This is a genomic window from Streptomyces mobaraensis NBRC 13819 = DSM 40847 (genome assembly GCF_017916255.1).
In the GTDB taxonomy this organism is placed as follows: Bacteria; Actinomycetota; Actinomycetes; order Streptomycetales; family Streptomycetaceae; genus Streptomyces; species Streptomyces mobaraensis.
Genome location: NZ_CP072827.1, coordinates 2,100,711 through 2,124,560, shown reverse-complemented (window position 1 = coordinate 2,124,560; position 23,850 = coordinate 2,100,711). Strand labels below are relative to the sequence as shown.

Below are 23,850 nucleotides of genomic sequence, written 5' to 3'. Positions count from 1 at the left end.
CGCTTTTCCGTGCCTATTTGATCTGTCTCTGATCTGTCCTCACACGATCGGATGAATGCGGGGCGAAGGTGGCGTTCAGGGCGGCGGAGACCGCTAAATTCACGCCGTTCCCAGAATGGCGATCAGGGAGACCGGGCAGGTTGATGACGGAACGACCCCCACAGCGCATTCCCAACCGCCAGCTAGCCGCGCTCATCGCGGAGGCCGGCTTCTCCAACGCGGGGCTCGCACGTCGCGTCGATCAATTAGGGCTGGAGCACGGCCTCGACCTGCGCTACGACAAGACCTCCGTCACCCGGTGGCTCCGCGGCCAGCAGCCGCGCGGCACGACACCGGCGTTGATCGCCGAGGTCTTCACCCGGCGGCTGGGACGGCGGCTGTCCGCACAGGACCTCGGGCTCGACGCGTGTGCGCCGGTGTACGCGGGGCTGGAATTCGCCGCGTCGCCGGCGGAGGCCATTGACATCGTGAGCGGCTTGTGGCGCAAGGACTCCGGCAGCCACACGGAGCTGCGGAAAATCGCGTTCACGCCCGCGGGGCTGGTGGTGCCCAGCCGCGACTGGCTGATCGGACGCGCCGACGACCGGGTGGCCCGGACACCCGCCCCGCCCCCCGGGGCCGCCGGGCCCCCCGGCGCATCCGGCGCACCGGGCGCCCCCGGCGCCCAGGGGCCGGGTACGGGCGGGCCCCCGCCGCCGGGCGAGGGCGGCGGCCGGGTCGGCGAGAGACCGACGGGCCGGACGCTGGTCCCCCGGCAGCGCGCCGAACGGGCGCCCGGGAGCCGCGTCTCCATGGGCGACATCGCGGCCCTGCGCTCCGTCGGCGAGCTCTTCCGCACGCTCGACCACGCGTACGGCGGCGGGCACGCGCGGCAGGCGCTCGTCCGCTACCTGGAGCACGAGGCCGAGCCGATGCTGCGCGGCACGTACGGCGAGACCACGGGACGCCGGCTGTTCGGCGCCGCCGCGGACCTCACCCGGCTCGCCGGGTGGACCTCGTACGACATCGCCGCCCACGGCCTCGCCCAGCGGTACTACGTCCAGGCGCTGCGCCTGGCGCAGGCCGCGGGCGACCGGGCGTACGGCAGCTATGTCCTGGTGACCATGAGCCGCCAGGCCGTCTACCTCGGCCACGGCCGGGAGGCAGTGCAGCTCGCCCGCGTCGCCCAGCAGGGCGTCGGGTCCGGGGCACCCCCCGTCGTGCAGTCGCTGCTGCACGCGGTGGAGGCGCGCGGGCACGCGGTGCTCGGCGAGGTACGGGCCTGCTCGGCCTCGCTCGCCCGCGCCGAACGGGCGCTGGAGACGGCCCGGCCCTCGGACGACGTGCCGTACTGGATCCGCTTCTTCGACGAGGCGGAGCTGGCGGACGAGTTCGCGCACTGCCACCGCGATCTCCAGCAGTGGCGGGCGGCGGCCCAGCATGCGGAGCGATCACTGCAACTCCGGGCTCCGGCGTACGCGCGGAGCAGGCTCTTCTGCCGGGTGGTGCTGGCCGCCGCGCGGCTGGGGCTCGGGGAGCTGGAGCAGGCTTGCGCGCTGGGGGTGGAGGCGGCGCAGGCGGCGGCCGAGATGCGGTCCGTTCGGGCCGTGGAGTATGTGCGGGAGTTCGAGCGGCGGCTCGATCCTTATCGGGACGCGGCGGCGGTTCGGGCTTATCGGGAGAAGGTGGCGGTGTTGTAGGGGGGTGTGCCCCAGTCCCTCCCCCAGAGGGGGTACCCCCACCTTCGCCGATTCCTGGGGGCAAGCCCCCAGCCCCCCTTTGATCGCGGCTTCGCCGCTCGTCCTCAAACGCCGGACGGGCTGAATGATCAGCCCGTCCGGCGCGGGAAACCGGGATACCGGGCCCCTACGCCACCCGCAGCGCCTGCGCGTCGTCCTGTTCCGGGCGGATCCCCAGGTCCCGCAGGAGCGCGTGCGCCGCCCGCCGGCCCGAGAACAGCGCCCCCTGGACCGTGCTCGTGTCGCGGTGGTCCCCGCACACGTACAGCCCCGACAGCAACCGCACGGGCCGCCGCACATCGTGCGGCGCCGGCATGGCCGGTACGGCGTCCGCGTCGTGGTGGGCGGTCAGCAGCTCGAAGTCGTCGGGGGCGAGGCCGTACACCCGGGCCAGTTGCGCCCGTGCCGTGCGGTCGAGTTCGGGCACGGGGGTGCCCGCCGCGCGGCCGAGGACGGTGGAGGTGATGAGGACGCGGCCCGCGGGGGCCCGCTCGGGGTCTACCTCGCTGGCGACGGTGGTGTGGGCGACGGGGCCGCCCCGGCCGCCCGTCACGATCAGGGCGGCGTCGCAGGGCGGGGCCTCGGCGGCCGTGTGGTGAAGCACCGTCACCGGGTGGAAACCGGGCAGCCGGAGGCCGGGCAGCAGGTCGGCAGCGGCCCGGGCGCCGGTGGCGACGATCACCGAGCGGCAGCCGATCTCGCCGTGGTCGGCGGTCGTGACGGAGGTGATGTCCGCGGAGGTCGCCCGGACCCCCGTCCGGACCGTCCCCGGCGGCAGCAGCCCCGCCAGCAACTCGGCCACCGTGCCCGCGCCGCCCGCCGGGAGGCAGAGCCGGCCGCGGGCGAAGCCGCGCAGGACCAGGTCGGCGCAGCGGCTGGACGTGGTGAGTTCGGGGTCGGACAGCAGGGAGGCCAGCAGCGGGCGGAGGAAGCCCTCGATCGTACGGGCCGGCAGCCCGCGGCCGGCGAGGGTGGCGGCCGTCGGGCGGTCCGGGCGGGCCAGCAGCCGGTCGGTGGGCAGCGTGGCGAGCCGGGCGAGCGCCGCGTCGAGCCGGGCCTGGTCGAGGCCGGTGGCCCGGGAGGCGCGGGTGGCCGTGGCCAGCGCCCGGGCGGTGGTGAACGCCCTCTTCGCGCTCTTCGCGCCGCGCGCCTCGCCGCCGATCCGGTGGTTGCGGCCGTCGGCGTGGACCAGGACGCCCGGCAGGAACGGCCGCAGGGCGAGGGCGCCGAGACCGGGGGTGCGCCGCAGGTCGGGGAAGGCGGTGTTGAGCAGCTGGCCGGAACGGTCCAGCCGGAAGCCGTCGATCCGGTCCGTCGTCATCCGGCCGCCCGGCCGGTCCGCGGCCTCCAGGACGGTGACGCCGACGCCGGCGCAGGTCAGTTGGTGTGCTGCCGAGAGCCCGGCGAGGCCGGCTCCGACGATGACGACATCGGCGTGGTGTGCGGTGTGGCGTGCGCTGCTGGCCACGTGGCCTCCCGGGGTCGGTCCGCTCGCTCGGGGGCGTGATGCCCCCAACCGGCTGGCGCGATGCGCGAGTTCGCCTCGACCGTAGAGAGAATTCCGGTCAATAACAGTCGCGCACGGATAGAGCACGGTCGCACGGCGGTCGCACGGTTACGGTTTCGGGGCGGTCAATCATCGGCCGGAAGCGCGGCCCTGGGGGGTGAGTGCCGCGCGGACGGCGCTCTCGACGTCCGGGTGCGCGAAGCGGAAGCCCGAGTCCAGCAACCGTCTGGGCACGGCCCGTTGGCTGGACAGCACGTCCGAGGCGAGCTCCCCCAGCACCAGCCGGAGCGCCGGGGCAGGCGCGGGGAGCAGCGCGGGACGGCGCAGCACGCGCCCCATCGTGCGGGCCACCTCGCGGTTGGTGACCGGTTCGGGCGCGGTCAGGTTCACCGGACCGGACAGTTCCGGGGTGTCCAGCAGATGGCGCACGGCGGCGATGTGGTCGCGCAGGGAGATGAAGCTCCAGTACTGGCGGCCGTTGCCGAGGGGCCCGCCGAGCCCCAGCCGGAACAGCGGGAACATCCGGCCCCAGGCGCCACCGCTCCGGCTCACCACCAGCCCCGTCCGGATCAGCACCGTCCGTACGCCCGCCTCGGTGGCGGGGGCCGTGGCCGCCTCCCACTCCTGGCAGACCCCGGCCAGGAAACCGCGGCCCGGCGGGGAGTCCTCGTCGAGGACGCGGTCGCCCGCGTCGCCGTAGAAGCCGGTGGCGCTCGCGCTCACCAGCACCCGCGGCGGGGTGTCGAGGCACGCGACGGCCTCGGCGACCGCCGTCGTGCCCAGCACCCGGCTCTCCCGGATCTCCCGCTTGTACGCCTCCGTCCAGCGGTGCGCGCCCACGCCGGCGCCCGCGAGGTGCACCACCGCGTCGCAGCCGGCCAGCGCGCGGGTGTCCACCCGCTGCCGTTTCGGGTCCCACGCGGCCTCGTCCTCGCCCCGGGGCGCGCGGCGTACGAACCGTGTGACGCGGTGGCCGTCCGCCTCCAGCGAGCGGATGAGCGCCGTGCCGATGAGGCCGGTCGAGCCGGTGAGGGCGATGCGCATGGGTCACACCTTTCCGTGGCGTCCCGTCACACCTTTCCCAGGTGTTCCGGGTCCACGCCCCGCTGGGGCGGATCGGAGGGCCGTCATGACCGGAAGCGTTCCCACAGCGCGGGGAAGCGTTCGGCCAGCGCGTCCTCGTCCGCCAGGTCCAGCGGGGTCCCCTGCGGCTCGGCGGGCGCGGGAGGGAGGGCGAGGTCGGGCAGTTCGGCGCCGGTGAGCTGCTCGTACGCCTCCTCGGCCGCGTAACCGAGGTCCTCGCCGTCCCCGTCCGTCTCCTCGTCGAAGTCGTCGAGCAGCTCGGCGAGACGGTCCGGATCGTGCAGCGCGCCCTCGAAGACGTGCCGGCCCTGGCCGATCAGCCAGCAGCGGAAGTAGTCGAAGGCGTCCTCCGACGCCCCGCCCAGCAGCACGGTCGCGGCGCCCCACAGGTCCCACTGGTAGGCGCGGTTGTAGCGCACCTCGAAGTGCCGGGCGAAGTCCGTGACGCGGTCCGGGTCGAGCCGCATCAGCCGCTCGACCAGCAGATCGGCGTGGTCCTCGGGATCGCCGCCGGCCTCGGCCCGCGTCTCGTCGATCAGCAGCCAGAACTCCGTCTCGTCCATCACGGCAACAGCATCCGCCCTGGCCTGCCGGAACGCACGCGGAGGGGGTTCTCGCGCGGCCGCCGGAAAATACGACAGCAGGTGTCTGGTATTCCTGGCACCATCCTCCTCGCGCGGCGGACGCCGCGCCGACGGGGACGGAACGGAAAGGGCGACATGAACGTGAACGCCGGAACGAGGCCGCTCGACGGCAAGGTCGCACTGGTCGCGGGCGCCACGCGGGGAGCGGGCCGGGCCATGGCGATCGAACTCGGCCGGGCCGGTGCCGTGGTCTACGCGACCGGCCGCACCACGCGCGAACACCGCAGCGAGGTCGGCCGGCCCGAGACCATCGAGGAGACGGCCGAACTGGTCACGGCCGCCGGCGGCACCGGCATCGCCGTCCGGGTCGACCACCTGGAGATCGAGGAGGTCAGGGCGCTCGTCGCACGCGTCGACCGGGACCACGGCCGCCTCGACGTGCTCGTCAACGACGTCTGGGGCGGCGACCACCTGCTGGAGTTCGAGACCCGGGTCTGGGACCTGAAGCTGGAACGGGCGCTGCGGATGCTGCGCCTCGCCCAGGACGCGCACCTCATCACCAGCCACTGCGCGCTGCCGCTGCTCATCCGGCGGCCGGGCGGGCTCGTCGTGGAGATCACGGACGGGACGGAGGAGTTCAACAACGCCCGGTACCGGGAGAACATGGTCTTCGACCTGGCCAAGTGGGGGCCGATCCGGATGACGTGGGCGCTCGCCCAGGAGCTGGAGCCGCACGGCGGGACGGCCGTGTGCGTCAGCCCGGGGTTCCTGCGCTCCGAGGAGATGCTCGAGCATTTCGGGGTGACCGAGGCGAACTGGCGGGACGCGGTCGCCAAGGAGCCGCACTTCGCTGTCGCGGAGTCGCCGGCCTACATCGGGCGGGCGGTGGCCGCGCTGGCCTCCGACCCGGAGCGGGGGCGGTGGAACGGGCAGTCGCTCTTCAGCGGGCAGTTGGCCGCTCACTATGGGGTGACGGATGTGGACGGGTCGCGGCCGGACGCGCGGGGGTACTTCCTGGACGTCGTGTACGGGGGGAAGGAGGGGACGGCGGAGGCGTACCGGTAGGCGCCTGCGGCGGGCTGTGCCCCGGTCCCGCCCCTTCGCCGATTCCTGGGGGCGAGCCCCCAGCCCCCGAAACCGCGCTCCGCGCGGTTGTCCTCAAACGCCGGACGGGCTGAATCGTGCGCCCGGGCGCGAAAATCAAGCCCGTCCGGCGTTTGAGGACGAGCGGCGGAGCCGCGAAAAGCGGGGTCTGGGGCGCAGCCCCAGGAATCGGCGAAGGGGCGGGACCGGGGCCTCCTCACCCCACCCCGTACAACCCCGCACTCCTCCGCGCCGCCTCCGCGAACCGCCCCCGCAACTCCGCGGGCTCCAGCACCTCCGCCTCCGGCCCGAGGGCCGAGAGCTGCTCCTGGGCGACATCGAGCGACTCGACGGGTAGCCGCACCGTGACCCACCCCGCCGCATCCGGCGGCCCCGCCGCCGAGACCGCATCCCGCCCCGCCCGCCGGTCCGCGACGTACGGCAGCCGGCGCGCGCCCTCCGGGGACAGCCGCAGGACGACGGTCTCGCGCAGCAGCGAACGCGCGAACAGCGCGGCCTGCTCCTCCCAGAAGGCCGGCAGGTCGAAGGCTTCGTCGCGGTCGAAGTGCCCCGTACCCGCCGTGGCGGCCGTGAAGCGGTCCACGCGGTAGACGCGGTGGCCGGGGCGGGGCTCGGCGACGTAAGCGATCAGGTACCAGACGCCCGCCTTGAGGACGAGGCCGTACGGTTCCAGGTCCCGTTCCACCTCCGCGCCGTCGCGGCGGCGGTAGCGGACGGTCAGGGGGCGGTCGTCCCAGACGGCGTCGGCCGTGGCGGGCAGCAGCGGGGGCGGGTCGGCCGGCTGCCACCAGCCGGGCGCGTCGAGGTGGAAGCGCTGGGCGGCGGTCGCCGGGGCGTCGCCGAGTTCGGGGAGGAGCGCCGCGGAGACCTTGAGGCGGGCGGCGGAGGCGGCGTCGGCGAGGCCCATCGCGCGGAGGGCGGTCGGCACGCCGGAGAGGAAGAGGGCTTCGGCCTCGGTGCGGCCGAGACCGGTCAGCCGGGTGCGGTAGCCCCCGACGAGGCGGTAGCCGCCGGTGCGGCCCCGGTCGGCGTAGACGGGGACGCCGGCCTCGGAGAGGGCGAGGACGTCCCGGGCGACGGTGCGCTCGGAGACCTCCAGCCGCCGGGCCAGTTCGGCGCCCGTCATGGACGCGCGGGACTGCAGCAGCAGGACGAGTTTGATCAGGCGGGCCGCTCGCATGCGCCCATGATGCCGTCATCGGCACCCCCGGGATCAGGGGACGACGACAGGTACCCGTACGCCCAGCCAGGGCATCGGTCGACGGACGAGGACCTGTCGTCACCCCTGAGCCGCTCCGCGACACAGGACAGGGCGCGCGGCGCGGCTCCGCGGAGACGATACGCCCTGATCGATGATCGATCAACCGGACCGGGGTGCTCCGTCAGATTTGCGGTGCGCAGCCCAGCACGTGGGTCCGCAGCAGCTCCCCGATCCGCGGATCCCGCCGCCGGAACGCCGCCACCAGCTCCGCGTGGTCGTCCGCGTGCGCCGTCGGCCGCGGGCTCAGCCAGCGGATGGAGAGCGTCGTCCACACCTCGATGCCCAGCGACTCCCAGGTGTGCAGGAGGACGGAGTTCCCGGAGGCCAGCACGATCTCCCGGTGGAAGGCCACGGTGTGTCGCACCTGGGCCTCCCGGTCGCCGCGGCGGTCCGCCTCGTACAGCGGCTCGACCTCCCGGTCGAGCGCCGACGCGTCCTCGGCCAGCGCCTCGGCCGCCAGTTCGGCGGCGACCTGCTCCAGTCCCGCGCGGACCGGGTAGCTCTCCTTGAGGTCGGCGGCGGTCAGCTCGCGGACCCGGACGCCCTTGTTCGGGGACGACTCGATCAGCCGCAGCGACTCCAGCTCGCGCAGCGCCTCGCGCACCGGTGTCTGGCTGACCAGCAGCTCCGAGGCGATCCGGCGTTCGACGATGCGCTCGCCCGGCTGCCACCGGCCGTTGACGATCCCCTCCAGGATGTGCTCGCGGATCTGCTCGCGCAGGGAGTGCACGACGGGGACGGCGGGTGGTGACATGGGCGCTCCTCGGCGGCCGGACGTTCGCCCGGCCATTATCCCGGTGGGTGAAACGGCGCGGCCCCGGCCCGTACCGGAGTACGGAGCCGGGGCCGCGCCCTGGGCGGGAGCCGGGATCAGAGACCGATCTCGGTCTCGAACTCGGCGGCCTCCAGGATCGCCTTGACCGTCGTCAGGTAGCGGGCCGCGTCGGCACCGTCCACCAGGCGGTGGTCGTAGGAGAGCGTCACGTACGTCATGTCGCGGACGCCGATGTTCGTGCCCTCGGCGGTCTCGATGACGACCGGGCGCTTCACCGTGGCGCCGATGCCCAGGATCGCGACCTGGTTCGGGGGCACGATGACCGTGTCGAACAGCGCACCGCGCGAGCCGGTGTTGCTGATCGTGAAGGTCGCGCCGGACATCTCGTCCGGGCTGATCTTGCCCGTGCGGACCTTGCCCGCCAGCTCCGCCGTCTTCTTGGCGATGCCCGCGATGTTGAGGTCACCCGCACCCTTGATGACCGGGGTCATCAGGCCCTTCTCCGAGTCGACGGCGATGCCGACGTTCTCGGAGTCGAAGTAGGTGATGGTGCCCTCGTCCTCGTTGATCCGGGCGTTGATGACCGGGTGGGCCTTCAGCGCCTGGACGGCGGCCTTGACGAAGAACGGCATCGGGGAGAGCTTGACGCCCTCGCGGGCGGCGAAGCCGTCCTTGGCCTTGGCGCGCATCCGCATGATCTTGGTGATGTCCACCTCGATCACGGAGCTGAGCTGGGCCTGGCCGTGCAGCGCCTTCATCATGTTGTCGGCGATGACCTTGCGCATGCGCGGCATCTTGACCGTCTGACCGCGCAGCGGGGACGCCTCCAGGGCCGGGGCCTTGGGAGCGGCGGCGGGCGCGGCGGCCGGGGCCGGCGCGGCCTTGGCGGCCTCGGCGGCGGCCAGGACGTCCTGCTTGCGGATGCGGCCACCGACGCCGGTGCCCTGGACGCCCGCGAGGTCGACGCCGCTCTCGGCGGCGAGCTTGCGGACGAGCGGGGTCACGTAGGCGCCCTCGGCGTTGGCCACGGCGGCGGCCGGGGCCTGGGCGGCCGGAGCCGCGGGGGCGGCCGGGGCCGGAGCCGGAGCCGGAGCGGCCGGGGCCTGCGGGGCCGGGGCCGGAGCGGCGGCCGGAGCCGGAGCCGGAGCGGGGGCCGCGGGGGCAGCCGGAGCCGCGGGAGCGGCCGGGGCAGCCGGAGCGGCGGCCGGGGCAGCCGGGGCAGGGGCGGCGGCGGGGGCCGGAGCGGCACCCGGGGCACCGATCACGGCGAGCTTGGCGCCGACCTCGGCGACCTCGTCCTCGCCGACGACGATCTCCAGCAGGACGCCGGAGGCGGGGGCCGGGATCTCGGTGTCGACCTTGTCGGTCGAGACCTCGAGCAGCGGCTCGTCCTCGGAGACCTCCTCGCCGACCTCCTTCAGCCAGCGGGTGACGGTGCCCTCGGTGACCGACTCGCCCAGCGCGGGCAGCACGACGTCGGTACCGGTGGCGCCGGCGGCCGGGGCAGCGGCGGCGGGGGCCTCGGCCGGGGCGGCCGGAGCGGCAGGGGCCTCGGCGGCGGGCGCCGGGGCGGGCTCGGCGGCGGGCGCCTCGGCGGCGGCCGGGGCCGCGGCGGCGGCGGGGGCGCCGGAGCCGTCGTCGATGATGGCCAGCTCGGAGCCGACCTCCACCGTCTCGTCCTCGGCCACCTTGATGGAGGCGAGGATGCCGGACGCGGGCGCCGGGATCTCGGTGTCGACCTTGTCGGTGGAGACCTCGAGCAGCGGCTCGTCGACCTCCACGCGGTCACCTTCGGCCTTGAGCCAGCGAGTGACGGTGCCCTCGGACACGCTCTCGCCGAGCGCCGGCAGGGTTACGGAAACCGCCATGGTGCGGTTGCTCCTTACGAGTAGTGCGGATGGTGGTGCGCTCGGGACTCAGTCGTGCGAGTGCAGCGGCTTGCCGGCCAGGGCCAGGTGGGCCTCGCCGAGGGCCTCGTTCTGCGTCGGGTGCGCGTGGATGAGCTGCGCGACCTCGGCGGGCAGGGCCTCCCAGTTGTAGATCAGCTGGGCCTCACCGACCTGCTCGCCCATGCGGTCGCCGACCATGTGGACGCCGACCACGGCACCGTCCTTGACCTGGACGAGCTTGATCTCGCCCGCGGTCTTGAGGATCTTGCTCTTGCCGTTGCCCGCGAGGTTGTACTTCAGGGCGACGACCTTGTCGGCGCCGTACAGCTCCTTGGCCTTCGCCTCGGTGATACCGACGGAGGCGACCTCCGGGTGGCAGTACGTGACGCGCGGCACGCCGTCGTAGTCGACCGGGACGGGCTTGAGCCCGGCCAGCCGCTCCGCCACCAGGATGCCCTCGGCGAAGCCGACGTGCGCGAGCTGGAGGGTCGGGACCAGGTCGCCGACGGCCGAGATGGTCGGCACGTTGGTCCGCATGTACTCGTCCACGAGGACGTAGCCGCGGTCCATGGCGACCCCGGCCTCCTCGTAGCCCAGGCCCTGGGAGACCGGGCCGCGGCCGACGGCGACGAGCAGCAGCTCGGCCTCGAAGGTCTTGCCGTTCTCCAGCGAGACCTTCACACCGTCGGCGGTGTACTCCACGCCGGAGAAGCGGGAGCCCAGGGAGAAGTTGATGCCGCGCTTGCGGAAGGCGCGCTCCAGCAGCTTGGAGCTGTTCTCGTCCTCGACCGGGACGAGGTGGGGGAGCGCCTCGACGATGGTGACGTCGGTGCCGAAGGACTTCCACGCGGAGGCGAACTCGACGCCGATGACGCCGCCGCCCAGCACGATCGCGGACTTCGGGACGCGGTCCAGGACCAGCGCGTGGTCCGAGGAGATCACGCGGTTGCCGTCGATGGTCAGGCCCGGCAGCGACTTCGGCACGGAGCCGGTCGCCAGCAGGACGTGGCGGCCCTCGACGCGCTGCCCGTTCACGTCGACGGACGTGGGGGAGGACAGGCGGCCCTCGCCGGTGATGTAGGTGACCTTGCGCGAGGCGACCAGGCCCTGGAGGCCCTTGTACAGGCCCGAGATCACGTCGTCCTTGTACTTGTGGACGCCCGCGATGTCGATGCCCTCGAAGGACGCCTTGACGCCGAACTGCTCGCTCTCGCGGGCGGAGTCGGCGACCTCGCCGGCGTGCAGCAGAGCCTTGGTGGGGATGCAGCCGCGGTGCAGGCAGGTGCCGCCCAGCTTGTCCTTCTCGATCAGGGCGACGTCGAGACCCAGCTGCGCTCCACGCAGGGCAGCGGCGTAACCGCCGCTACCGCCTCCGAGGATCACTAGGTCGAAAACGGTGCTGGCGTCGTTCGCCACGTCACGTCCTCCATGCATGGGTACGCCGTTGCCGGTCGTCGATGACCGGGCGGCGGCTGTCGTTCGGCCGCTTTTGCTTCGGCCCTGTGATTACTGGGGGCCCTGTCCTGCCGAGACAACATCTTCGCACTTGTTGACGGACGGCGGGACGCCGGGCCGGGCTGAGGGGCGACTGATGCGTCACCTTCGAGGGGTTACTCGCGCGTAGAGATGTCCGCCGGCGCGATGACACGGGGCGTTCGTCCTGAGCGAACGCCGCGCGGCCCCGGACGCATTCCCGGGGCCGCGCGGCGGTTTCGCGAAGGGGGCCGACGCGGGCCCGGGGCTCAGCCCAGGTCGCCCTCGGCGGTGTGCTCGGCCAGCCGGACGAGCGTACGGACGGCGGAGCCGGTGCCGCCCTTGGGGGTGTACCCGTAAGGGGCGCTCTCGTGGAAGGCCGGGCCCGCGATGTCCAGGTGCGCCCAGGTGATGCCCTCGCCCACGAACTCCTGGAGGAACAGGCCGGCGATCAGGCCGCCGCCGTTGCGGACGCCCATGTTGGCGATGTCCGCGACCGGGGAGTCCATGGTCTTGCGCAGCTCGGCGGGCATCGGCATGGGCCACGCCTGCTCGCCGGCCGCCTCCGCGATCTCGTGGACGGCGGTGCGGAACGCGTCGTCGTTGGCCATGACACCGAAGGTGCGGTCGCCCAGGGCGAGGACCATGGCCCCCGTCAGGGTGGCGACGTCCACGATCGCGTCCGGGTTCTCCTCCGACGCCCGGGTCAGGGCGTCGGCGAGCACCAGCCGGCCCTCGGCGTCGGTGTTGAGGACCTCGACGGTCTTGCCGCTGTACATGGTCAGCACATCGCCCGGACGGGTGGCGGTGCCGGACGGCATGTTCTCCGCGAGGGCCAGCCAGCCGGTGACGTTGACGCGCAGGCCCAGCTTGGCGGCGGCCAGCACGGCGGCGAACACGGCGGCGGCGCCGCTCATGTCGCACTTCATGGTCTCGTTGTGGCCGGCCGGCTTGAGCGAGATGCCGCCCGAGTCGTAGGTGATGCCCTTGCCGACCAGGGCGAGGGTCTTCTCCGCCTCCGGGTGGGTGTAGCCGAGGCGGACCAGCCGAGGCGGGTTGGCCGAGCCCTGGCCGACCCCCATCAGACCGCCGTAACCGCCCTTGACCAGCGCCTTCTCGTCCAGCACCTCGATCGCGAGGCCGTGCTCCTTGGCGGCCTCCTGGGCGAGGGCGGCGAACGCGGCCGGGTGGAGGGCGTTCGACGGGGTGTTGATCAGGTCGCGGGCGCGGTTGACCTCGGCGGCCACCACGGTGGCGCGCTCGACGGCGGCCTTGAACGCCTTGTCGCGCGGCTTGCCGCCGAGGATTACGGCCTCCGCCAGCGGCTCGCCCTTCTTCGACGCGCCCTTGCCGCCGCCGTCGCTGCGGAAGGCGGTGAAGGCGTACGCGCCCAGCAGGGCGCCCTCGCCGATGGCCGCGGCGTCGTCCGCGTCCGCCACGGGCAGCGCGAAGGCCGCCTTCTTCGTCCCGGTGAGGGCACGGGCGGCGGCGCCCGCGGCGCGGCGCAGCGCCTCACCCTCGTAGCCGTCGCCCTTGGCGGGGACGCCGCCGAGGCCGGCGGCGACCACGACGGCGGCCTTGACGCCCGCCGGGGCCGGGAGCTTGGTGACCTCGCCCTCCTCGCCGGAGGCGCCGAGGGTCTCCAGGACGGCCGCCAGCTTGCCGTCGAAGGCCTGGTCGACGGCTTCGGCGCCGGGCGCGAGGACGGGTCCCTTCGGGCCCTTGGCGACACCGACGACGAGGGCGTCCGCGCGCAGCGTCGCCGCGCCGGAGGTGCTGAGAGTGAGAGCAGTCACGGTGGTGGGTGTCCCTACTTCCGTTGAGTTTCCACGGCTTGGAAGCACAGCGAGGCCGTGCCGGCCGCCACCGCGCATCGTATGCGCCGCGCGTGCGCCGCCGGGTTCCGGGCCTTCGGGCGGGCACGAGCCTATCCCCGCGCGGTCGTTCAGCCCAGGGTCGCGACGATCAACGCGGTGGTGGCCGCGGTCTCCGCCAGGGCCCCGAAGACGTCCCCGGTGACCCCGCCGAAGCGGCGCCGGCAGTGGCGCAGGAGGAGTTCGGCCGCCACGACCGCGAGCGGTACGGCGGCCCCGGCGCGCAGCGCGGCGCCCGGCCCGAGGAGCGCGCCGGCGCCGGCCGCCGCGCAGCAGGCCGCGGCGGTCACCGCCAGGGCGGCGGGGACGGGCACCACCCCGGCGACGGCGGCGCCGAGCCCGCCCGGGCGGGCCGCGGGGACGCCGCGGCGGGCGGCGAGGGTGAGGGCGCAGCGCGCGGCGAGGGCCGCCACGAGGGCGGCGAGGGCGCCGTGCGCCCCGCCGGCGGCGTACGCCCCGGCGAGCGCGGCGACCTGGCCGAGCAGCACGAACACCAGGGCGACGACGCCGAACGGGCCGATGTCCGACTGCTTCATGATCCGCAGCGCGTCCTCGGCGGGCTTGCCGCTGCCCAGCCCGTCGGCCACGTCGGCCAGCCCGTCCAGGTGCAGCCCCCGGGTGAGGACCGCGGGCACCGCGGCGGCGGCCACCGCCGCGACGAGGGGGCTCGCGCCGAGGAGCAGCAGGAGCCGGCCCGTCGCACCGGCGCAGGCGCCGACGACGAGGCCGGCGAGCGGGGCGGCGAGCATGCCCCCGCGCGCCGCCGGGCGGTCCCAGCGGGTGAGGCGGACGGGCAGTACGGTCAAGGTGCCGAAGGCGAACCGCAGGGCGTCGCCGGCGGTCGCGCGGGGGGCGCCGGAAGCGGGAGTGTCGGTCATCGCGGGCAGGGTATCCCGGCGGTGACGGGCGGCCCGGGCGGCGGTGGCGCGGGGCCCGCGGAGGAACGGGGGAGCGTGCCCGGTTGTCGATAAACTGCACGTCAGGGCGGAGTTCGGAAGTGCGGGAGTCCGATGGAACACTGGCTTGACCGCAATATCGTCGAGCCGGGCAAGCTGCCGCTGCTGGCGGCCCTGGCCGCGTTCGTGCTGACGTTCCTCGTCACCCGGGTGATCACCCGGCTGATCCGCGCGGGCAAGGGCCCCTTCCGCAACATCCGCCCCGGCGGTCTGCACGTCCACCATGTCGTCCCCGGCGTGGTGCTGATGGTAATCGGCGGCTTCGGCGCGGTGGCGGCCGGCCGGCACGGACTGGGCGCGCTGATCGCGGCGGTCCTCTTCGGCGCCGGCGCCGGGCTGGTGCTGGACGAGTTCGCGCTGATCCTGCACCTCGACGACGTCTACTGGACCGAACAGGGCCGCAAGAGCGTGGAGATCGTCGTACTGACGGCGGCCCTGGTCGCCCTGGTCCTCTTCGGGTTCTCCCCCTTCGGGGTGAACGAGCTGACCCCCGAGGAACTGCGCAGCCGCAGCATCCTCGTCTCGAACATACTGATCAACTTCCTGATCGCGCTGTTCGCCCTGGCCAAGGGCAAGCCGCGGATAGCCCTCATCGGCGCGGTCGTCCCGCTGGTGGCGCTGATCGGCGCGGTGCGGCTGGCCCGGCCCGGCTCGCCGTGGGCCCGCCGTTTCTACCGCAACCGCCCGCGCGCCCGCCGCCGGGCCCGGGTACGGGCCTACCGGCACGACGCCCGCTGGAACGCCGTCCGCAACCGGCTTCACGATCTCGTCGCCGGCGCCCCCGACCGCTGATCCCCGCTTCCCGGCCCGCCCCGGAAGCGGTCGTCCCGCGGCTTGCGGCGCCGCCTGCGCACCTCGTCCGCCGCGCTCAGCACCAGCGTCGCCACGACGGCCGCGATGTGCTCCTTGCCCGCCAGATTCGGCTTGACGGCCACCTCGGCCACCATCGCCAGCACCACCACCCCGCAGGTGATCCAGGCCCGGTAGCGCCAGGACACGTACACCGCCAGCCCCACCACGGCCGCCGACGGACCGGTGTCGACCACCTTGGCCGCGTGCGGCGGCAGCCCCCAGAAGCCCGGGCCCAGGGCGATGGCCAGCCGCGCGTACATCGTCCCGGCCAGCGTGGCGGCGTAGGCGATGCCCAGCGTCCGCAGCCGGCCCAGGCAGATCTCGGCGACCCCGAAGACGATCAGGACCTGGGCGAGCGACCCCCAGACCGGCAGGTCGAGCGCCGGGACGTACAGCGACAGCGGCGTCCGCAGCAGCGCCAGCCACCAGGGCACCTCGGCCCGTACCGAGCCCACCGCCTGGACGGGGTGGTAGCCCCACGACTGGTTCTGCACCAGCTGGAAGACGCAGATGAGGGCGACCGCCGAGAGCGTCAGCGGGATGGCGCGGAGCCGGTCGCGGGCGAACGCCTCGTCGACCCGGGTGAGAAGCGGTCCCCATTCGGTGCGCGCGGCGCGTCGGAGCGCCGCACGGTTCATCGCCGGCTCTCCAGATGCTTGCGGTTCAGCCACTTCGGCAGGCCCGGGGCCTCCAGGAAGCCCTCCGCGCGGGCACTGGCGATGCCGATCCGCAGCAGGTCACTGCTCTTCTCGAACAGCATGAAACGAGGCTCCCAGATCGGCCGGTACTTCGCATTCGCGCGGTACAGCGACTCGATCTGCCACCAGCGGGAGAAGAAGCTGAGCAGCGAGCGCCAGGCCCGCAGCACCGGCCCCGCGCCGAGCCGGGAGCCGCGCTCGAAGACCGAGCGGAACATCGCGAAGTTCAGCGAGACCTGGGAGATGCGCAGCTCCCTCGCCCGCTGGAGGAGCTCGATCACCATGAACTCCATCAGGCCGTTCTCGGACTCCCGGTCCCGGCGCATCAGGTCGAGCGACAGCCCCTTGGGCCCCCACGGGACGAAGCTCAGCAGCGCCCGCAGCTCCCCCTTCCCGTCGTGGCACTCCAGCATCACGCAGCGGCCGTCGTCCGGGTCGCCCAGCCGGCCCAGGGCCATCGAGAAGCCGCGCTCGGTCGCCCCGTCGCGCCAGTCGTCCGCGCGCCGCAGCAGCTCGGCCATCTCCTCCTCGGGGATGTCCTCGTGCCGCCGGATGCGGACCGTGTACCCGGCCCGCTTGACCCGGTTGAACGCCTGGCGGACGGTCCGCATGGCCCGGCCCTCCAGGGTGAACTCCGCGGTGTCGACGATCGCCTCGTCACCGAGTTCGAGGGCGTCCATGCCGTGCCGGGCGTAGACGGTGCCGCCCTCCTCGCTCGCGCCCATCACGGCCGGGATCCAGCCGTGCGCCCGGGCCTCGGCCAGCCAGGGCTCGATCGCCCCCGGCCACGCCTCGGGGTCGCCGAGCGGATCGCCCGACGCCAGCGAGACCCCGCCGACCACCCGGTAGGTGACCGCCGCCTTCCCGGACGGCGACCACACCACGCTCTTCTCGCGGCGCAGCGCGAAGTAGCCCAGCGAGTCCCGGTCGCCGTACTTGTCGAGCAGCGCCCGCAGCCGCGCCTCGTCCTCCGGCGTCAGCGGGTCGGTGGCCCGGCGGGAGCGGAACGCCGCCCACACCACCAGCACCAGCAGCACCGTGCTCATCACGTTGATGGTGACGTTGACCCAGTCCGGAGTGTCGATCGCCGGGAACGGGCTGTCGTCGCTCGCCAGGAAGACCAGCCGCCGCACGCCGTACCGCCAGCGCTCCCAGAACGTGGACCGGTACGCGTCCCCCGCCTGGTTGGTCACCGTCACCAGGAACGCCGCGATCAGCGAGCAGACCAGCAGGCCCCCGGCCGCGACCGCCGCCGCCAGCTTGGGGTTGGACCGGTCGCCGATCGCGTAGAACTCCCGCCGGCCCACCACCAGCGCGGCCACGAACAGCGCCGTGATCGCCACCGAGAACCAGTTCTGGCCGTGCGCCCGGAACTCCGGGAGCCACATCAGCAGCGCCAGCAGCAGCAGGAGCACCCCGGCCAGCGCCAGGTTGAGGATCCACGCGGCCCGCTTGCGGCGGCGCAGGGTGACCGCCATGAACAGCGACACCACCGCCGAGGTGAAGCTGGCCTCCAGCAGGTACGGCGTGAAGTAGTCGTCCACGCTGTGCCGCCGGATGCTGGCCCCGAAGGACACCCAGACCGCGCTGAGCAGATTGACGAAGGCGGCGACACGCAGGTACCACACGGCGAAGGCTGCGGCGCGCCGGGGCCAGGGCCCGCGACGCGCCTCGTCATCCGGAGTCAAGCGGACTCTCCCGAAAAGGCGGCTGAACGGTGGGCGAGGGGACGTGAGGGACGGCGTGGCCCCCACGTTTCCGCTGCCGGTGACCGTTGTCGAGACCCTCAGGTCCGTGTCGGCCCCGTGTCGGCTCCGCGCCGGCCTCAGGAACGTACGGGAAGCTCCGCCGCCAGGGACGCCGCGGCCCGCACCAGTGGCAGAGCGAGCAGCGCCCCCGTTCCCTCGCCCAGTGTGACGCCGTGATCGAGCAGCGGGTTGAGCGCGATCCGGTCGAGCGCCTTCGCCTGGGCCGGATCACCGCTGCTCTGCCCGGCCAGCCACCAGTCCGGGGCACGGAAGGCGACACGCTGCGCGACGAGGGCGCACGCCGCGGACACCACGCCGTCCAGGATCACCGGCGTCCGGCGCACCGCGCTCTGCAGCAGGAACCCGGTGATCGCCGTCAGGTCCGCGCCGCCGGTCGTCGCCAGCAACTGGAGCTGGTCGCCGAGGACGGGCCGGGCCCGGCGCAGCGCGTCGCGGATCGCCGCGCACTTGCGCATCCACGCCAGGTCGTCGATGCCCGCGCCGCCCCGGCCGGTCACCACCGACGCGTCCGTCCCGCACAGCGCGCCGATCAGCGCGCCCGCGGCGGTCGTGCCGCCCACGCTCAGGTCGCCGAGGACGACGAGGTCCGTGCCGGAGTCGGCCTCCTCGTCGGCGATCGCCATCCCGGCCCGGAACGCCCGCTCCGCCTCCTCCGCGGTCAGCGCGTCCTCGATGTCGATCCGGCCCGAGCCGCGGCGCACCCGGTGCCGGGTGACGTCCGCCGGCAGCAGCTCCGGGTCGCAGTCCAGCGCCATGTCGACGATCCGCAGCTCCACGCCGGACCCGCGGGCCAGGACGGCCGGGGCGCTCTCCCCGTCGAGGGTGGCGCGCACGAGCGCGTACGCGCCCTCGGCGGGGCCGGCGGAGACGCCGAGCGAGGCGACGCCGTGGTCGCCCGCGAACAGGATCGCCTTCGGCCGCTCCACCGGCTTCACCGGCACCCCGCCCTGCGCGGCGGCGAGCCACTCGCCGAGCTCGTCCAGGCGGCCGAAGGCGCCCGGGCGGGGGGCCAGCCGTTCGCGCCGCTCTTCCGCTTCGCGGCGGGTGTCGGGGTCGGGGCGCTCGATCAGCGTGGCGAACTCGTCAAGATTCAGACCGCTCATCCGCGACACACTACCGCTGCGCGGGGCGGGGGATGGGGGGTGCGGTGCCCCGGTCCCGCCCCTTCGCCGATTCCCGGGGGCAAGCCCCCGGACCCCCGAAGCACGCTTCGCGCGCTGTCCTCAAACGCCGGACGGGCTGGTTTCCAGCCCGTCCGGCGTTTGAGGACGAGCGGCGGAGCCGCGAAAGGGGGTCCGGGGCGCAGCCCCGGGAAACGGCGAAGGGGGGTCCCCCTCTGGGGGAGGGACCGGGGCAACACCCCCTCCCTACCGCAACCGCACCGCCGCCCCCGCCACCACCAACAACACATGCTCACACTCCGCCGCCCACGCCGCGTTCAGCCTCCCCAACTCATCCCGGAACCGCCGCCCCGAGGCGGTCGCGGGCACCACTCCGGACCCGACCTCGTTGCTGACGGCGACAACGGTCCGCCGCGTCTCCCGCACCGCGCGGACGAGCGAGGCGACCCGCTGCGCCAACGCCGTGGACCCCCCGTTCGCCCACGCCGCGTCGTCCCACGCCGAGACGGAGTCCATGGCGTGGGTGAGCCACAGGGAGAGGCAGTCGATCAGCAGCGGCGGGCCGTCGGCGGCGAGGAGGGGGACGAGGTCGCAGGTCTCGGCCGTGCGCCAGGAGGACGGGCGGCGCTCGCGGTGGAGGGCGACGCGGGCCGCCCAGTCGGCGTCGCCGTTCCGGGTGCCGCCGGTGGCGACGTAGAGGACGTCGGGGAACGACTCCAGCCGCCGCTCCGCCTCCACGGACTTCCCCGAGCGCGCCCCGCCGAGGACGAGCGTGCGCCGGGGCACGTCCGGGACGGCGTGGTAGTCGCCGACGGTGAGCGTGCTGCCGTCCGGGACGGCCCGCGCCCCGGCCGCGGCCAGCCGGCGTCGCAACTCCCGCCCCGGCGGCACCTCGTGGCCGAGGTGGACGGCGATCACGTCCGTGGTCGCGGTGACCGCGCCCGTCTCGCGCAGCCGGGCCAACGCGTCCGGCCGGTCCACGACGTCGAGCAGGACGATGTCGTACGGGCCGGCCGCGGCGGTGAGCCCGGCAGGGGCGCCGCCGGGCGGCAGGTAGAGCAGGCGGTCGCCGTCGGGGCCCGTCACCTCGTAGCCCGTGCCCGGCGCGTCCAGGGCCACCGCCCGTACCCGGTGCCCGCTGATCACCGACAGGTCGCGGCCGTCCGGCACCCGCACCGGCGCGGGCAGGCCGGGCGGCAGCTCGACGGCCGGGCCGTCGTGCGGGTGGGAGAGCAGCACCTGCCGCACCCCGGCGACGCTCCGGCCCGCCCGCGCGGCCGCGAACGCGGGCCCGGGCGTGAGATCGAGCAGCAGTTCGCCGTCGACGAGCAGGGCGGTCGCCGCCCGGGCGTCCTCGCCCACGGCGGTGGCGCAGGCGGCGCAGGGGCAGCCGGGGCGCGGCAGCCCTTCGGGGGCCCCGGTGCCGAGCAGAGTCAGTTCCACGCCACGATCGTCTCGCGTCCGCGCACGGCGGGCGCGCCGGGATCACCCTTTCCCGCCCCGGGACCGTGCCCCGGGCAGGGGGTTAGGCTGCGTTCCGGCAGCGAACCACGAGCCTTTGGAGGCTGGCATGGCGTGGGTGTGGCGGTTCGAGAAGGCGGACGGGACGGAGACGGCCCCGGCCGTCGAGCCGGAGGAGTTCTCGACGCAGGGGGACGCGGAGTCCTGGCTCGGCGAGGAGTGGCGGGCGCTGCTGGAGGGCGGCGTGGAACAGGTACGCCTGTTCGAGGACGGCCAGGAGATCTACGAGTCCCCGATGAGCCTCCGCGCGGCGGCGGAGAGCTGACGGAGCGCGCCGCGCGGCCGGCCGGCGGCCTGCGGGCGGAGCCCCTTCCGGCGCCGCCCGGCCGAGACGTCCGTGCCGCACGGCCCGCCACCCGGGGCTACCCGCCCCGCACCCCGCACAGGTGCAGCAGCGCCGCCACCGCCCGGTACGGGTCCGTCCGGCCGGCCCGGTCCTCCGCGGCCAGCAGGCGGTCGAGATCGGCGGGCCGGGGGCAGGACGGCGGGTCGGTGAAGACGCGGACTCCGTACCAGGCGCGCAGCGGGGCGCCGATGCCGGCCAGGGTGGCGGCCAGGGCCTCGCGCCGGTCGGCCCGGACGGGGACGCCGGTGCGGTCGGTGTCGTAGGGGGAGTCGAAGGCGGCGAGCGCCCGGTCCCAGTCGCCGGCCAGGCCGGGCCGCAGGGCCAGCGCGTCGGCGTTGCGGACGAGCAGCGACAGCAGGCCGCCGGGGGCCAGGACGCGGGCGAGCCCGGCCAGCAGGGGGTCGGGCTCCGGCACGTACATCAGCACGCCGTGGCAGAGGACGAGGTCGAAGGCGCCCGGCGTGAAGTGCGCGCCGGTGTCCCGGCCGTCGCCCTCCAGCAGGCGGACGCGGTCCCGGACCTCCGCGGGCCCGGCGGCGAGCACCCTGCGGACGGCGGCCACGGTCGCCGGGTCGGACTCCAGGGCGGTCACCTCGTGCCCGGCGCGGGCGAGTCGCAGCGCCTGGGTGCCGTGGGCGAGGCCGACGTCCAGGACGCGCAGGCGCTGTCCGGCCGGGAAGCGGGCGGCCATCTGCTCGTCGATCTGCCGGGCGACCATCTCGTGCCGGACGGTGTTCCGCAAGCCTTCCCACAGGCCCTCATCGGCGACCTCCACGGCGTGGACGGCGGGCGGCGGATGGGCGGGCCCCGGTGGCGGACCGGCCGGCGCGGCGGACACGGCGTACCCGGGAGCCGCGCTTCCGGCCCACGCCGCGTCGGGCGACGATCCGGTCCACGCGCCACCGCCGTGGCGGGGTTCCGGGAGGTACCCCGGGCCCGGTTCGGGAGCCATCACGGGCGCCGCCCCGAACACCCCGTCGGGGGCCGCGGGGTACGTCCCGTGGGCCGCCCCGGCGTACTCGGCCGGCCGCGCGCCGGAGCGGGGGCCGACGGCGTACGCCGGCGCCCGGGACTCCGCCCCGGGCGTGGGGCCGACCGGCATGCTGTCGGACGGCCCCGGTACCACTCCGGGCCCGTCCGACAGCGTGCCGGCCGGGCCCCACGGGGAGCCGCTCAGGGCTTCTCCCCGCGCGCGACCTTCGGCTTGGGCAGCCGCAGCCGCCGCATCTGCAGGGAGCGCATCAGCGCGTAGGGGACGGCACCCCGGGTGTTCTCGCCGGCGAAGCGCTCCTTGAGCCCCTTGCGCAGGCCGACCGCGAGGATCACCGAGTTCACGACGATCACCAGGATGACGACCATCCACGCCAGCAGCACGTACTGCTGGAACGTCCCGCGGTTGAACATGCTCAGGACGAGGATGGCCACCGCGAGCGGCAGGAAGAACTCCATGACGGTGAACCGGGAGTCCACGAAGTCGCGCACGTAGCGGCGGACGGGCCCCTTGTCACGGACGGGCAGGAACCGCTCGTCGCCGTTGGCCAGCGCCTCGCGCTGCCTGGCCATGTCGGCACGGCGGGCCTCACGCTGGCGCTTCGTGGCCTCCTTGCGGTTGGCCGGCGTACTGGCCAGGCTGCGGCGCTGGGCCGCGGCCTCGCTGCGCTTGGGCGTGGGGCGGCCCTTGGGGGCCTCCGGATGACGGGGCTGCTGGGGCTGGTCCGCGGTCACCTTGGCGTCGGCGGCCTTGGCGGACTGCTCTTCCTTCGAACGGCTTCGGAACACGGGACCCAAGGGTACGGGGTCCCGGGGGTGGACCCCAGCGTTCTGGGGAATGATCCCAGGATGGCCTCCGCGGGACGCCCCGCCCCGGGGGCCGTGCGGGCCCGGCCCGACGCCCACCAGGAGTTCCCCGGGACGCCCCGGACCCCACCCGGTGGGCGGTCTCCTCCTCCTGCCGGAGGAAGGCGCCCCCCTGATCGTCCTGCAGGAGGAGCGCATCCGGGTCCGGACAGTGCGGTAATGGGGACAGGCCCCGTACTGTGGGTTCTGTAGGTGTGATGGAGCCGAAGCCCGAGCTAGTCGGTCAGAAGGGGGCGCGCGAGGCCCATGAGCGGTGTCATGAAGCGTATGGGGATGATTTTCCGCGCGAAGGCCAACAAGGCCCTGGACCGGGCCGAGGATCCGCGCGAGACCCTCGACTACTCGTACCAGAAGCAGGTCGAGCTGCTGCAGAAGGTGCGCCGGGGCGTGGCCGACGTGGCCACCTCCCGCAAGCGCCTGGAGCTCCAGCTCACCCAGCTCCAGGGGCAGTCCGCCAAGCTGGAGGAGCAGGGCCGCAAGGCGCTCGCCCTCGGCCGCGAGGACCTCGCGCGTGAGGCCCTGACCCGGCGGTCCGCCCTCCAGCAGCAGGTCAGCGACCTGGAGACGCAGCACCGGACGCTCCAGGGCGAGGAGGAGAAGCTCACGCTCGCCTCCCAGCGGCTCCAGGCCAAGGTCGACGCCTTCCGCACCAAGAAGGAGACCATCAAGGCCACCTACACCGCCGCCCAGGCCCAGACCCGCATCGGCGAGGCGTTCTCCGGCATCTCGGAGGAGATGGGCGACGTCGGCATGGCCATCCAGCGCGCCGAGGACAAGACGGCCCAGCTCCAGGCCCGGGCCGGCGCCATCGACGAGCTCCTCGCCTCCGGCGCCCTCGACGACCCCACGGGCATGGCGAAGGACGACATCACGGCCGAGCTGGACCGCCTGTCCAGCGGCTCGGACGTCGAGCTGGAGCTCCAGCGGATGAAGGCCGAACTCTCCGGCGGCAGCGCCAAGCCGGCCATCGAGGGCGGCGCCTCGTCGCAGTCCGCCCAGCCGCAGGACCGGCCCGACTTCCACAAGCGCTGACGCGGGCCGCGGAACGAGAGGAGGCGCCGTGATCGTTCGCATCATGGGGGAGGGCCAGTGGAAGCTGGCCGACAGCCACTTCGCCGAACTCAACGCGCTGGACGACGAGCTGCTCGAGGAGATGGAGAGCGGGGACGAGGCCGGTTTCCGCCGGACGCTCGGCGCTCTCCTCGACGCCGTGCGGCGGATGGGCAGTCCGCTGCCGGACGACGCCCTGGAGCCTTCCGAGTTGATCCTGCCCGCGCCGGACGCGTCGCTCGCGGAGGTCCGCGAGATGCTCAGTGACGACGGGCTGATTCCTGGGTGACCCCTGCGGGGGGCTGTGCCCCGGCCCCGCCCCTTCGCCGTTTCCTGGGGGCGAGCCCCCAGCCCCCCGAAACCGCGCTCCGCGCGGTTGTCCTCAAACGCCGGACGGGCTGGAAATCCAGCC

The 23,850-nt window shown here is 74.4% G+C and carries 21 protein-coding genes; 6 read left to right on the top strand and 15 right to left on the bottom strand.

Annotated features, from left to right (window positions below; all coding sequences use genetic code 11):
- Positions 1-143: 143 nt before the first annotated feature.
- Complete coding sequence (locus J7W19_RS08695; RefSeq protein WP_004955059.1) at positions 144-1,679, top strand: hypothetical protein; 1,536 nt, start codon at positions 144-146, stop codon at positions 1,677-1,679.
- Between the two features lie 166 nt (positions 1,680-1,845).
- On the opposite strand, the gene J7W19_RS08690 is transcribed toward J7W19_RS08695, so the two are convergent.
- The 3 genes from J7W19_RS08690 to J7W19_RS08680 all read right to left on the bottom strand — a co-directional run bounded on the left by J7W19_RS08690 (position 1,846) and on the right by J7W19_RS08680 (position 4,871).
- Complete coding sequence (locus J7W19_RS08690) at positions 1,846-3,186, bottom strand: NAD(P)/FAD-dependent oxidoreductase (RefSeq protein WP_004955056.1); 1,341 nt, start codon at positions 3,184-3,186, stop codon at positions 1,846-1,848.
- A 168-nt stretch (positions 3,187-3,354) separates the two neighbouring features.
- Positions 3,355-4,269 (bottom strand): TIGR01777 family oxidoreductase, encoded by a 915-nt coding sequence (locus J7W19_RS08685; protein ID WP_004955055.1) that lies wholly within the window; start codon positions 4,267-4,269, stop codon positions 3,355-3,357.
- Positions 4,270-4,352: 83 nt separating this feature from the next.
- Positions 4,353-4,871: a DUF4240 domain-containing protein gene (locus J7W19_RS08680; RefSeq protein ID WP_004955051.1), complete on the bottom strand. Its 519-nt coding sequence runs from the start codon at positions 4,869-4,871 to the stop codon at positions 4,353-4,355.
- Between the two features lie 156 nt (positions 4,872-5,027).
- Here J7W19_RS08680 and J7W19_RS08675 point away from each other — a divergent pair, with 156 nt between their 5' ends.
- Complete coding sequence (locus tag J7W19_RS08675) at positions 5,028-5,957, top strand: SDR family oxidoreductase (RefSeq protein ID WP_004955048.1); 930 nt, start codon at positions 5,028-5,030, stop codon at positions 5,955-5,957.
- A 235-nt stretch (positions 5,958-6,192) separates the two neighbouring features.
- On the opposite strand, the gene J7W19_RS08670 is transcribed toward J7W19_RS08675, so the two are convergent.
- The 6 genes from J7W19_RS08670 to J7W19_RS08645 all read right to left on the bottom strand — a co-directional run bounded on the left by J7W19_RS08670 (position 6,193) and on the right by J7W19_RS08645 (position 14,146).
- Positions 6,193-7,176 (bottom strand): helix-turn-helix transcriptional regulator, encoded by a 984-nt coding sequence (locus J7W19_RS08670; RefSeq protein ID WP_004956428.1) that lies wholly within the window; start codon positions 7,174-7,176, stop codon positions 6,193-6,195.
- 202 nt (positions 7,177-7,378) lie between these two features.
- Positions 7,379-8,011: a GntR family transcriptional regulator gene (locus J7W19_RS08665; RefSeq protein WP_004956427.1), complete on the bottom strand. Its 633-nt coding sequence runs from the start codon at positions 8,009-8,011 to the stop codon at positions 7,379-7,381.
- Between the two features lie 116 nt (positions 8,012-8,127).
- Complete coding sequence (sucB, locus tag J7W19_RS08660; RefSeq protein WP_040892782.1) at positions 8,128-9,900, bottom strand: 2-oxoglutarate dehydrogenase, E2 component, dihydrolipoamide succinyltransferase; 1,773 nt, start codon at positions 9,898-9,900, stop codon at positions 8,128-8,130.
- A 48-nt stretch (positions 9,901-9,948) separates the two neighbouring features.
- Positions 9,949-11,337, bottom strand: a complete 1,389-nt coding sequence (lpdA, locus tag J7W19_RS08655) for a dihydrolipoyl dehydrogenase (protein WP_004955782.1) — start codon at positions 11,335-11,337, stop codon at positions 9,949-9,951.
- Positions 11,338-11,663: 326 nt separating this feature from the next.
- On the bottom strand, positions 11,664-13,190 hold the full coding sequence (locus tag J7W19_RS08650) for a leucyl aminopeptidase (protein ID WP_004955785.1): 1,527 nt from the start codon (positions 13,188-13,190) through the stop codon (positions 11,664-11,666).
- 149 nt (positions 13,191-13,339) lie between these two features.
- Entirely contained in the window at positions 13,340-14,146 is an 807-nt protein-coding gene (locus J7W19_RS08645) for an adenosylcobinamide-GDP ribazoletransferase (RefSeq protein WP_004955786.1), read from the bottom strand.
- A 132-nt stretch (positions 14,147-14,278) separates the two neighbouring features.
- On the opposite strand from J7W19_RS08645, the gene J7W19_RS08640 reads away from it, so the two are divergent.
- Entirely contained in the window at positions 14,279-15,016 is a 738-nt protein-coding gene (locus tag J7W19_RS08640; protein WP_152264361.1) for a hypothetical protein, read from the top strand.
- Here the strand turns inward: J7W19_RS08640 and J7W19_RS08635 are convergent.
- From J7W19_RS08635 to J7W19_RS08620, 4 genes are all read right to left on the bottom strand, one after another.
- Positions 14,983-15,714 (bottom strand): hypothetical protein, encoded by a 732-nt coding sequence (locus J7W19_RS08635; RefSeq protein WP_004943181.1) that lies wholly within the window; start codon positions 15,712-15,714, stop codon positions 14,983-14,985. The genes J7W19_RS08640 and J7W19_RS08635 overlap by 34 nt on opposite strands.
- Positions 15,711-17,462 carry a phosphatidylglycerol lysyltransferase domain-containing protein gene (locus J7W19_RS08630; protein ID WP_040889343.1) on the bottom strand — a complete coding sequence of 584 codons (1,752 nt, stop codon included), beginning with the start codon at positions 17,460-17,462 and terminating at the stop codon, positions 15,711-15,713. Before J7W19_RS08630 ends, J7W19_RS08635 begins: the two co-directional genes overlap by 4 nt.
- Before the next feature lie 137 nt (positions 17,463-17,599).
- The gene (cobT, locus tag J7W19_RS08625) at positions 17,600-18,646 is read right to left on the bottom strand and encodes a nicotinate-nucleotide--dimethylbenzimidazole phosphoribosyltransferase (protein WP_004943190.1); all 1,047 of its coding nucleotides are present in this window, start codon (positions 18,644-18,646) and stop codon (positions 17,600-17,602) included.
- A gap of 264 nt (positions 18,647-18,910) precedes the next feature.
- The gene (locus J7W19_RS08620; protein ID WP_004943192.1) at positions 18,911-20,107 is read right to left on the bottom strand and encodes a bifunctional adenosylcobinamide kinase/adenosylcobinamide-phosphate guanylyltransferase; all 1,197 of its coding nucleotides are present in this window, start codon (positions 20,105-20,107) and stop codon (positions 18,911-18,913) included.
- A gap of 127 nt (positions 20,108-20,234) precedes the next feature.
- On the opposite strand from J7W19_RS08620, the gene J7W19_RS08615 reads away from it, so the two are divergent.
- Positions 20,235-20,450 (top strand): hypothetical protein, encoded by a 216-nt coding sequence (locus J7W19_RS08615; protein WP_004943195.1) that lies wholly within the window; start codon positions 20,235-20,237, stop codon positions 20,448-20,450.
- 97 nt (positions 20,451-20,547) lie between these two features.
- Here the strand turns inward: J7W19_RS08615 and J7W19_RS08610 are convergent, their stop codons facing one another.
- Together J7W19_RS08610 and J7W19_RS08605 are read right to left on the bottom strand one after the other, a co-directional pair.
- The gene (locus tag J7W19_RS08610; RefSeq protein WP_040889351.1) at positions 20,548-21,249 is read right to left on the bottom strand and encodes a class I SAM-dependent methyltransferase; all 702 of its coding nucleotides are present in this window, start codon (positions 21,247-21,249) and stop codon (positions 20,548-20,550) included.
- Between the two features lie 455 nt (positions 21,250-21,704).
- Positions 21,705-22,310, bottom strand: coding sequence for a DUF3043 domain-containing protein (locus J7W19_RS08605; RefSeq protein ID WP_004943201.1), 606 nt, complete (start codon positions 22,308-22,310; stop codon positions 21,705-21,707).
- A gap of 324 nt (positions 22,311-22,634) precedes the next feature.
- Here J7W19_RS08605 and J7W19_RS08600 point away from each other — a divergent pair, with 324 nt between their 5' ends.
- Together J7W19_RS08600 and pspAA are read left to right on the top strand one after the other, a co-directional pair.
- A complete protein-coding gene (locus tag J7W19_RS08600; RefSeq protein ID WP_040889344.1) occupies positions 22,635-23,420 on the top strand; it encodes a PspA/IM30 family protein in 786 nt (261 codons plus the stop codon).
- A 28-nt stretch (positions 23,421-23,448) separates the two neighbouring features.
- Complete coding sequence (gene pspAA, locus J7W19_RS08595) at positions 23,449-23,727, top strand: PspA-associated protein PspAA (protein WP_004943206.1); 279 nt, start codon at positions 23,449-23,451, stop codon at positions 23,725-23,727.
- The last annotated feature ends 123 nt before the right edge of the window (positions 23,728-23,850 follow it).

Coding starts and splice junctions, on each gene's coding strand:
- J7W19_RS08695 (WP_004955059.1), top strand. CDS start 144: ATGACGGAACGACCCCCACAGCGCATTCCCAACCGCCAGCTAGCCGCG.
- J7W19_RS08685 (WP_004955055.1), bottom strand. CDS start 4,269: ATGCGCATCGCCCTCACCGGCTCGACCGGCCTCATCGGCACGGCGCTC.
- J7W19_RS08680 (WP_004955051.1), bottom strand. CDS start 4,871: ATGGACGAGACGGAGTTCTGGCTGCTGATCGACGAGACGCGGGCCGAG.
- J7W19_RS08675 (WP_004955048.1), top strand. CDS start 5,028: ATGAACGTGAACGCCGGAACGAGGCCGCTCGACGGCAAGGTCGCACTG.
- J7W19_RS08670 (WP_004956428.1), bottom strand. CDS start 7,176: ATGCGAGCGGCCCGCCTGATCAAACTCGTCCTGCTGCTGCAGTCCCGC.
- J7W19_RS08665 (WP_004956427.1), bottom strand. CDS start 8,011: ATGTCACCACCCGCCGTCCCCGTCGTGCACTCCCTGCGCGAGCAGATC.
- sucB (WP_040892782.1), bottom strand. CDS start 9,900: ATGGCGGTTTCCGTAACCCTGCCGGCGCTCGGCGAGAGCGTGTCCGAG.
- J7W19_RS08645 (WP_004955786.1), bottom strand. CDS start 14,146: ATGACCGACACTCCCGCTTCCGGCGCCCCCCGCGCGACCGCCGGCGAC.
- J7W19_RS08640 (WP_152264361.1), top strand. CDS start 14,279: ATGGAACACTGGCTTGACCGCAATATCGTCGAGCCGGGCAAGCTGCCG.
- J7W19_RS08635 (WP_004943181.1), bottom strand. CDS start 15,714: ATGAACCGTGCGGCGCTCCGACGCGCCGCGCGCACCGAATGGGGACCG.
- cobT (WP_004943190.1), bottom strand. CDS start 18,646: ATGAGCGGTCTGAATCTTGACGAGTTCGCCACGCTGATCGAGCGCCCC.
- J7W19_RS08615 (WP_004943195.1), top strand. CDS start 20,235: ATGGCGTGGGTGTGGCGGTTCGAGAAGGCGGACGGGACGGAGACGGCC.
- J7W19_RS08610 (WP_040889351.1), bottom strand. CDS start 21,249: ATGGTCGCCCGGCAGATCGACGAGCAGATGGCCGCCCGCTTCCCGGCC.
- J7W19_RS08600 (WP_040889344.1), top strand. CDS start 22,635: ATGAGCGGTGTCATGAAGCGTATGGGGATGATTTTCCGCGCGAAGGCC.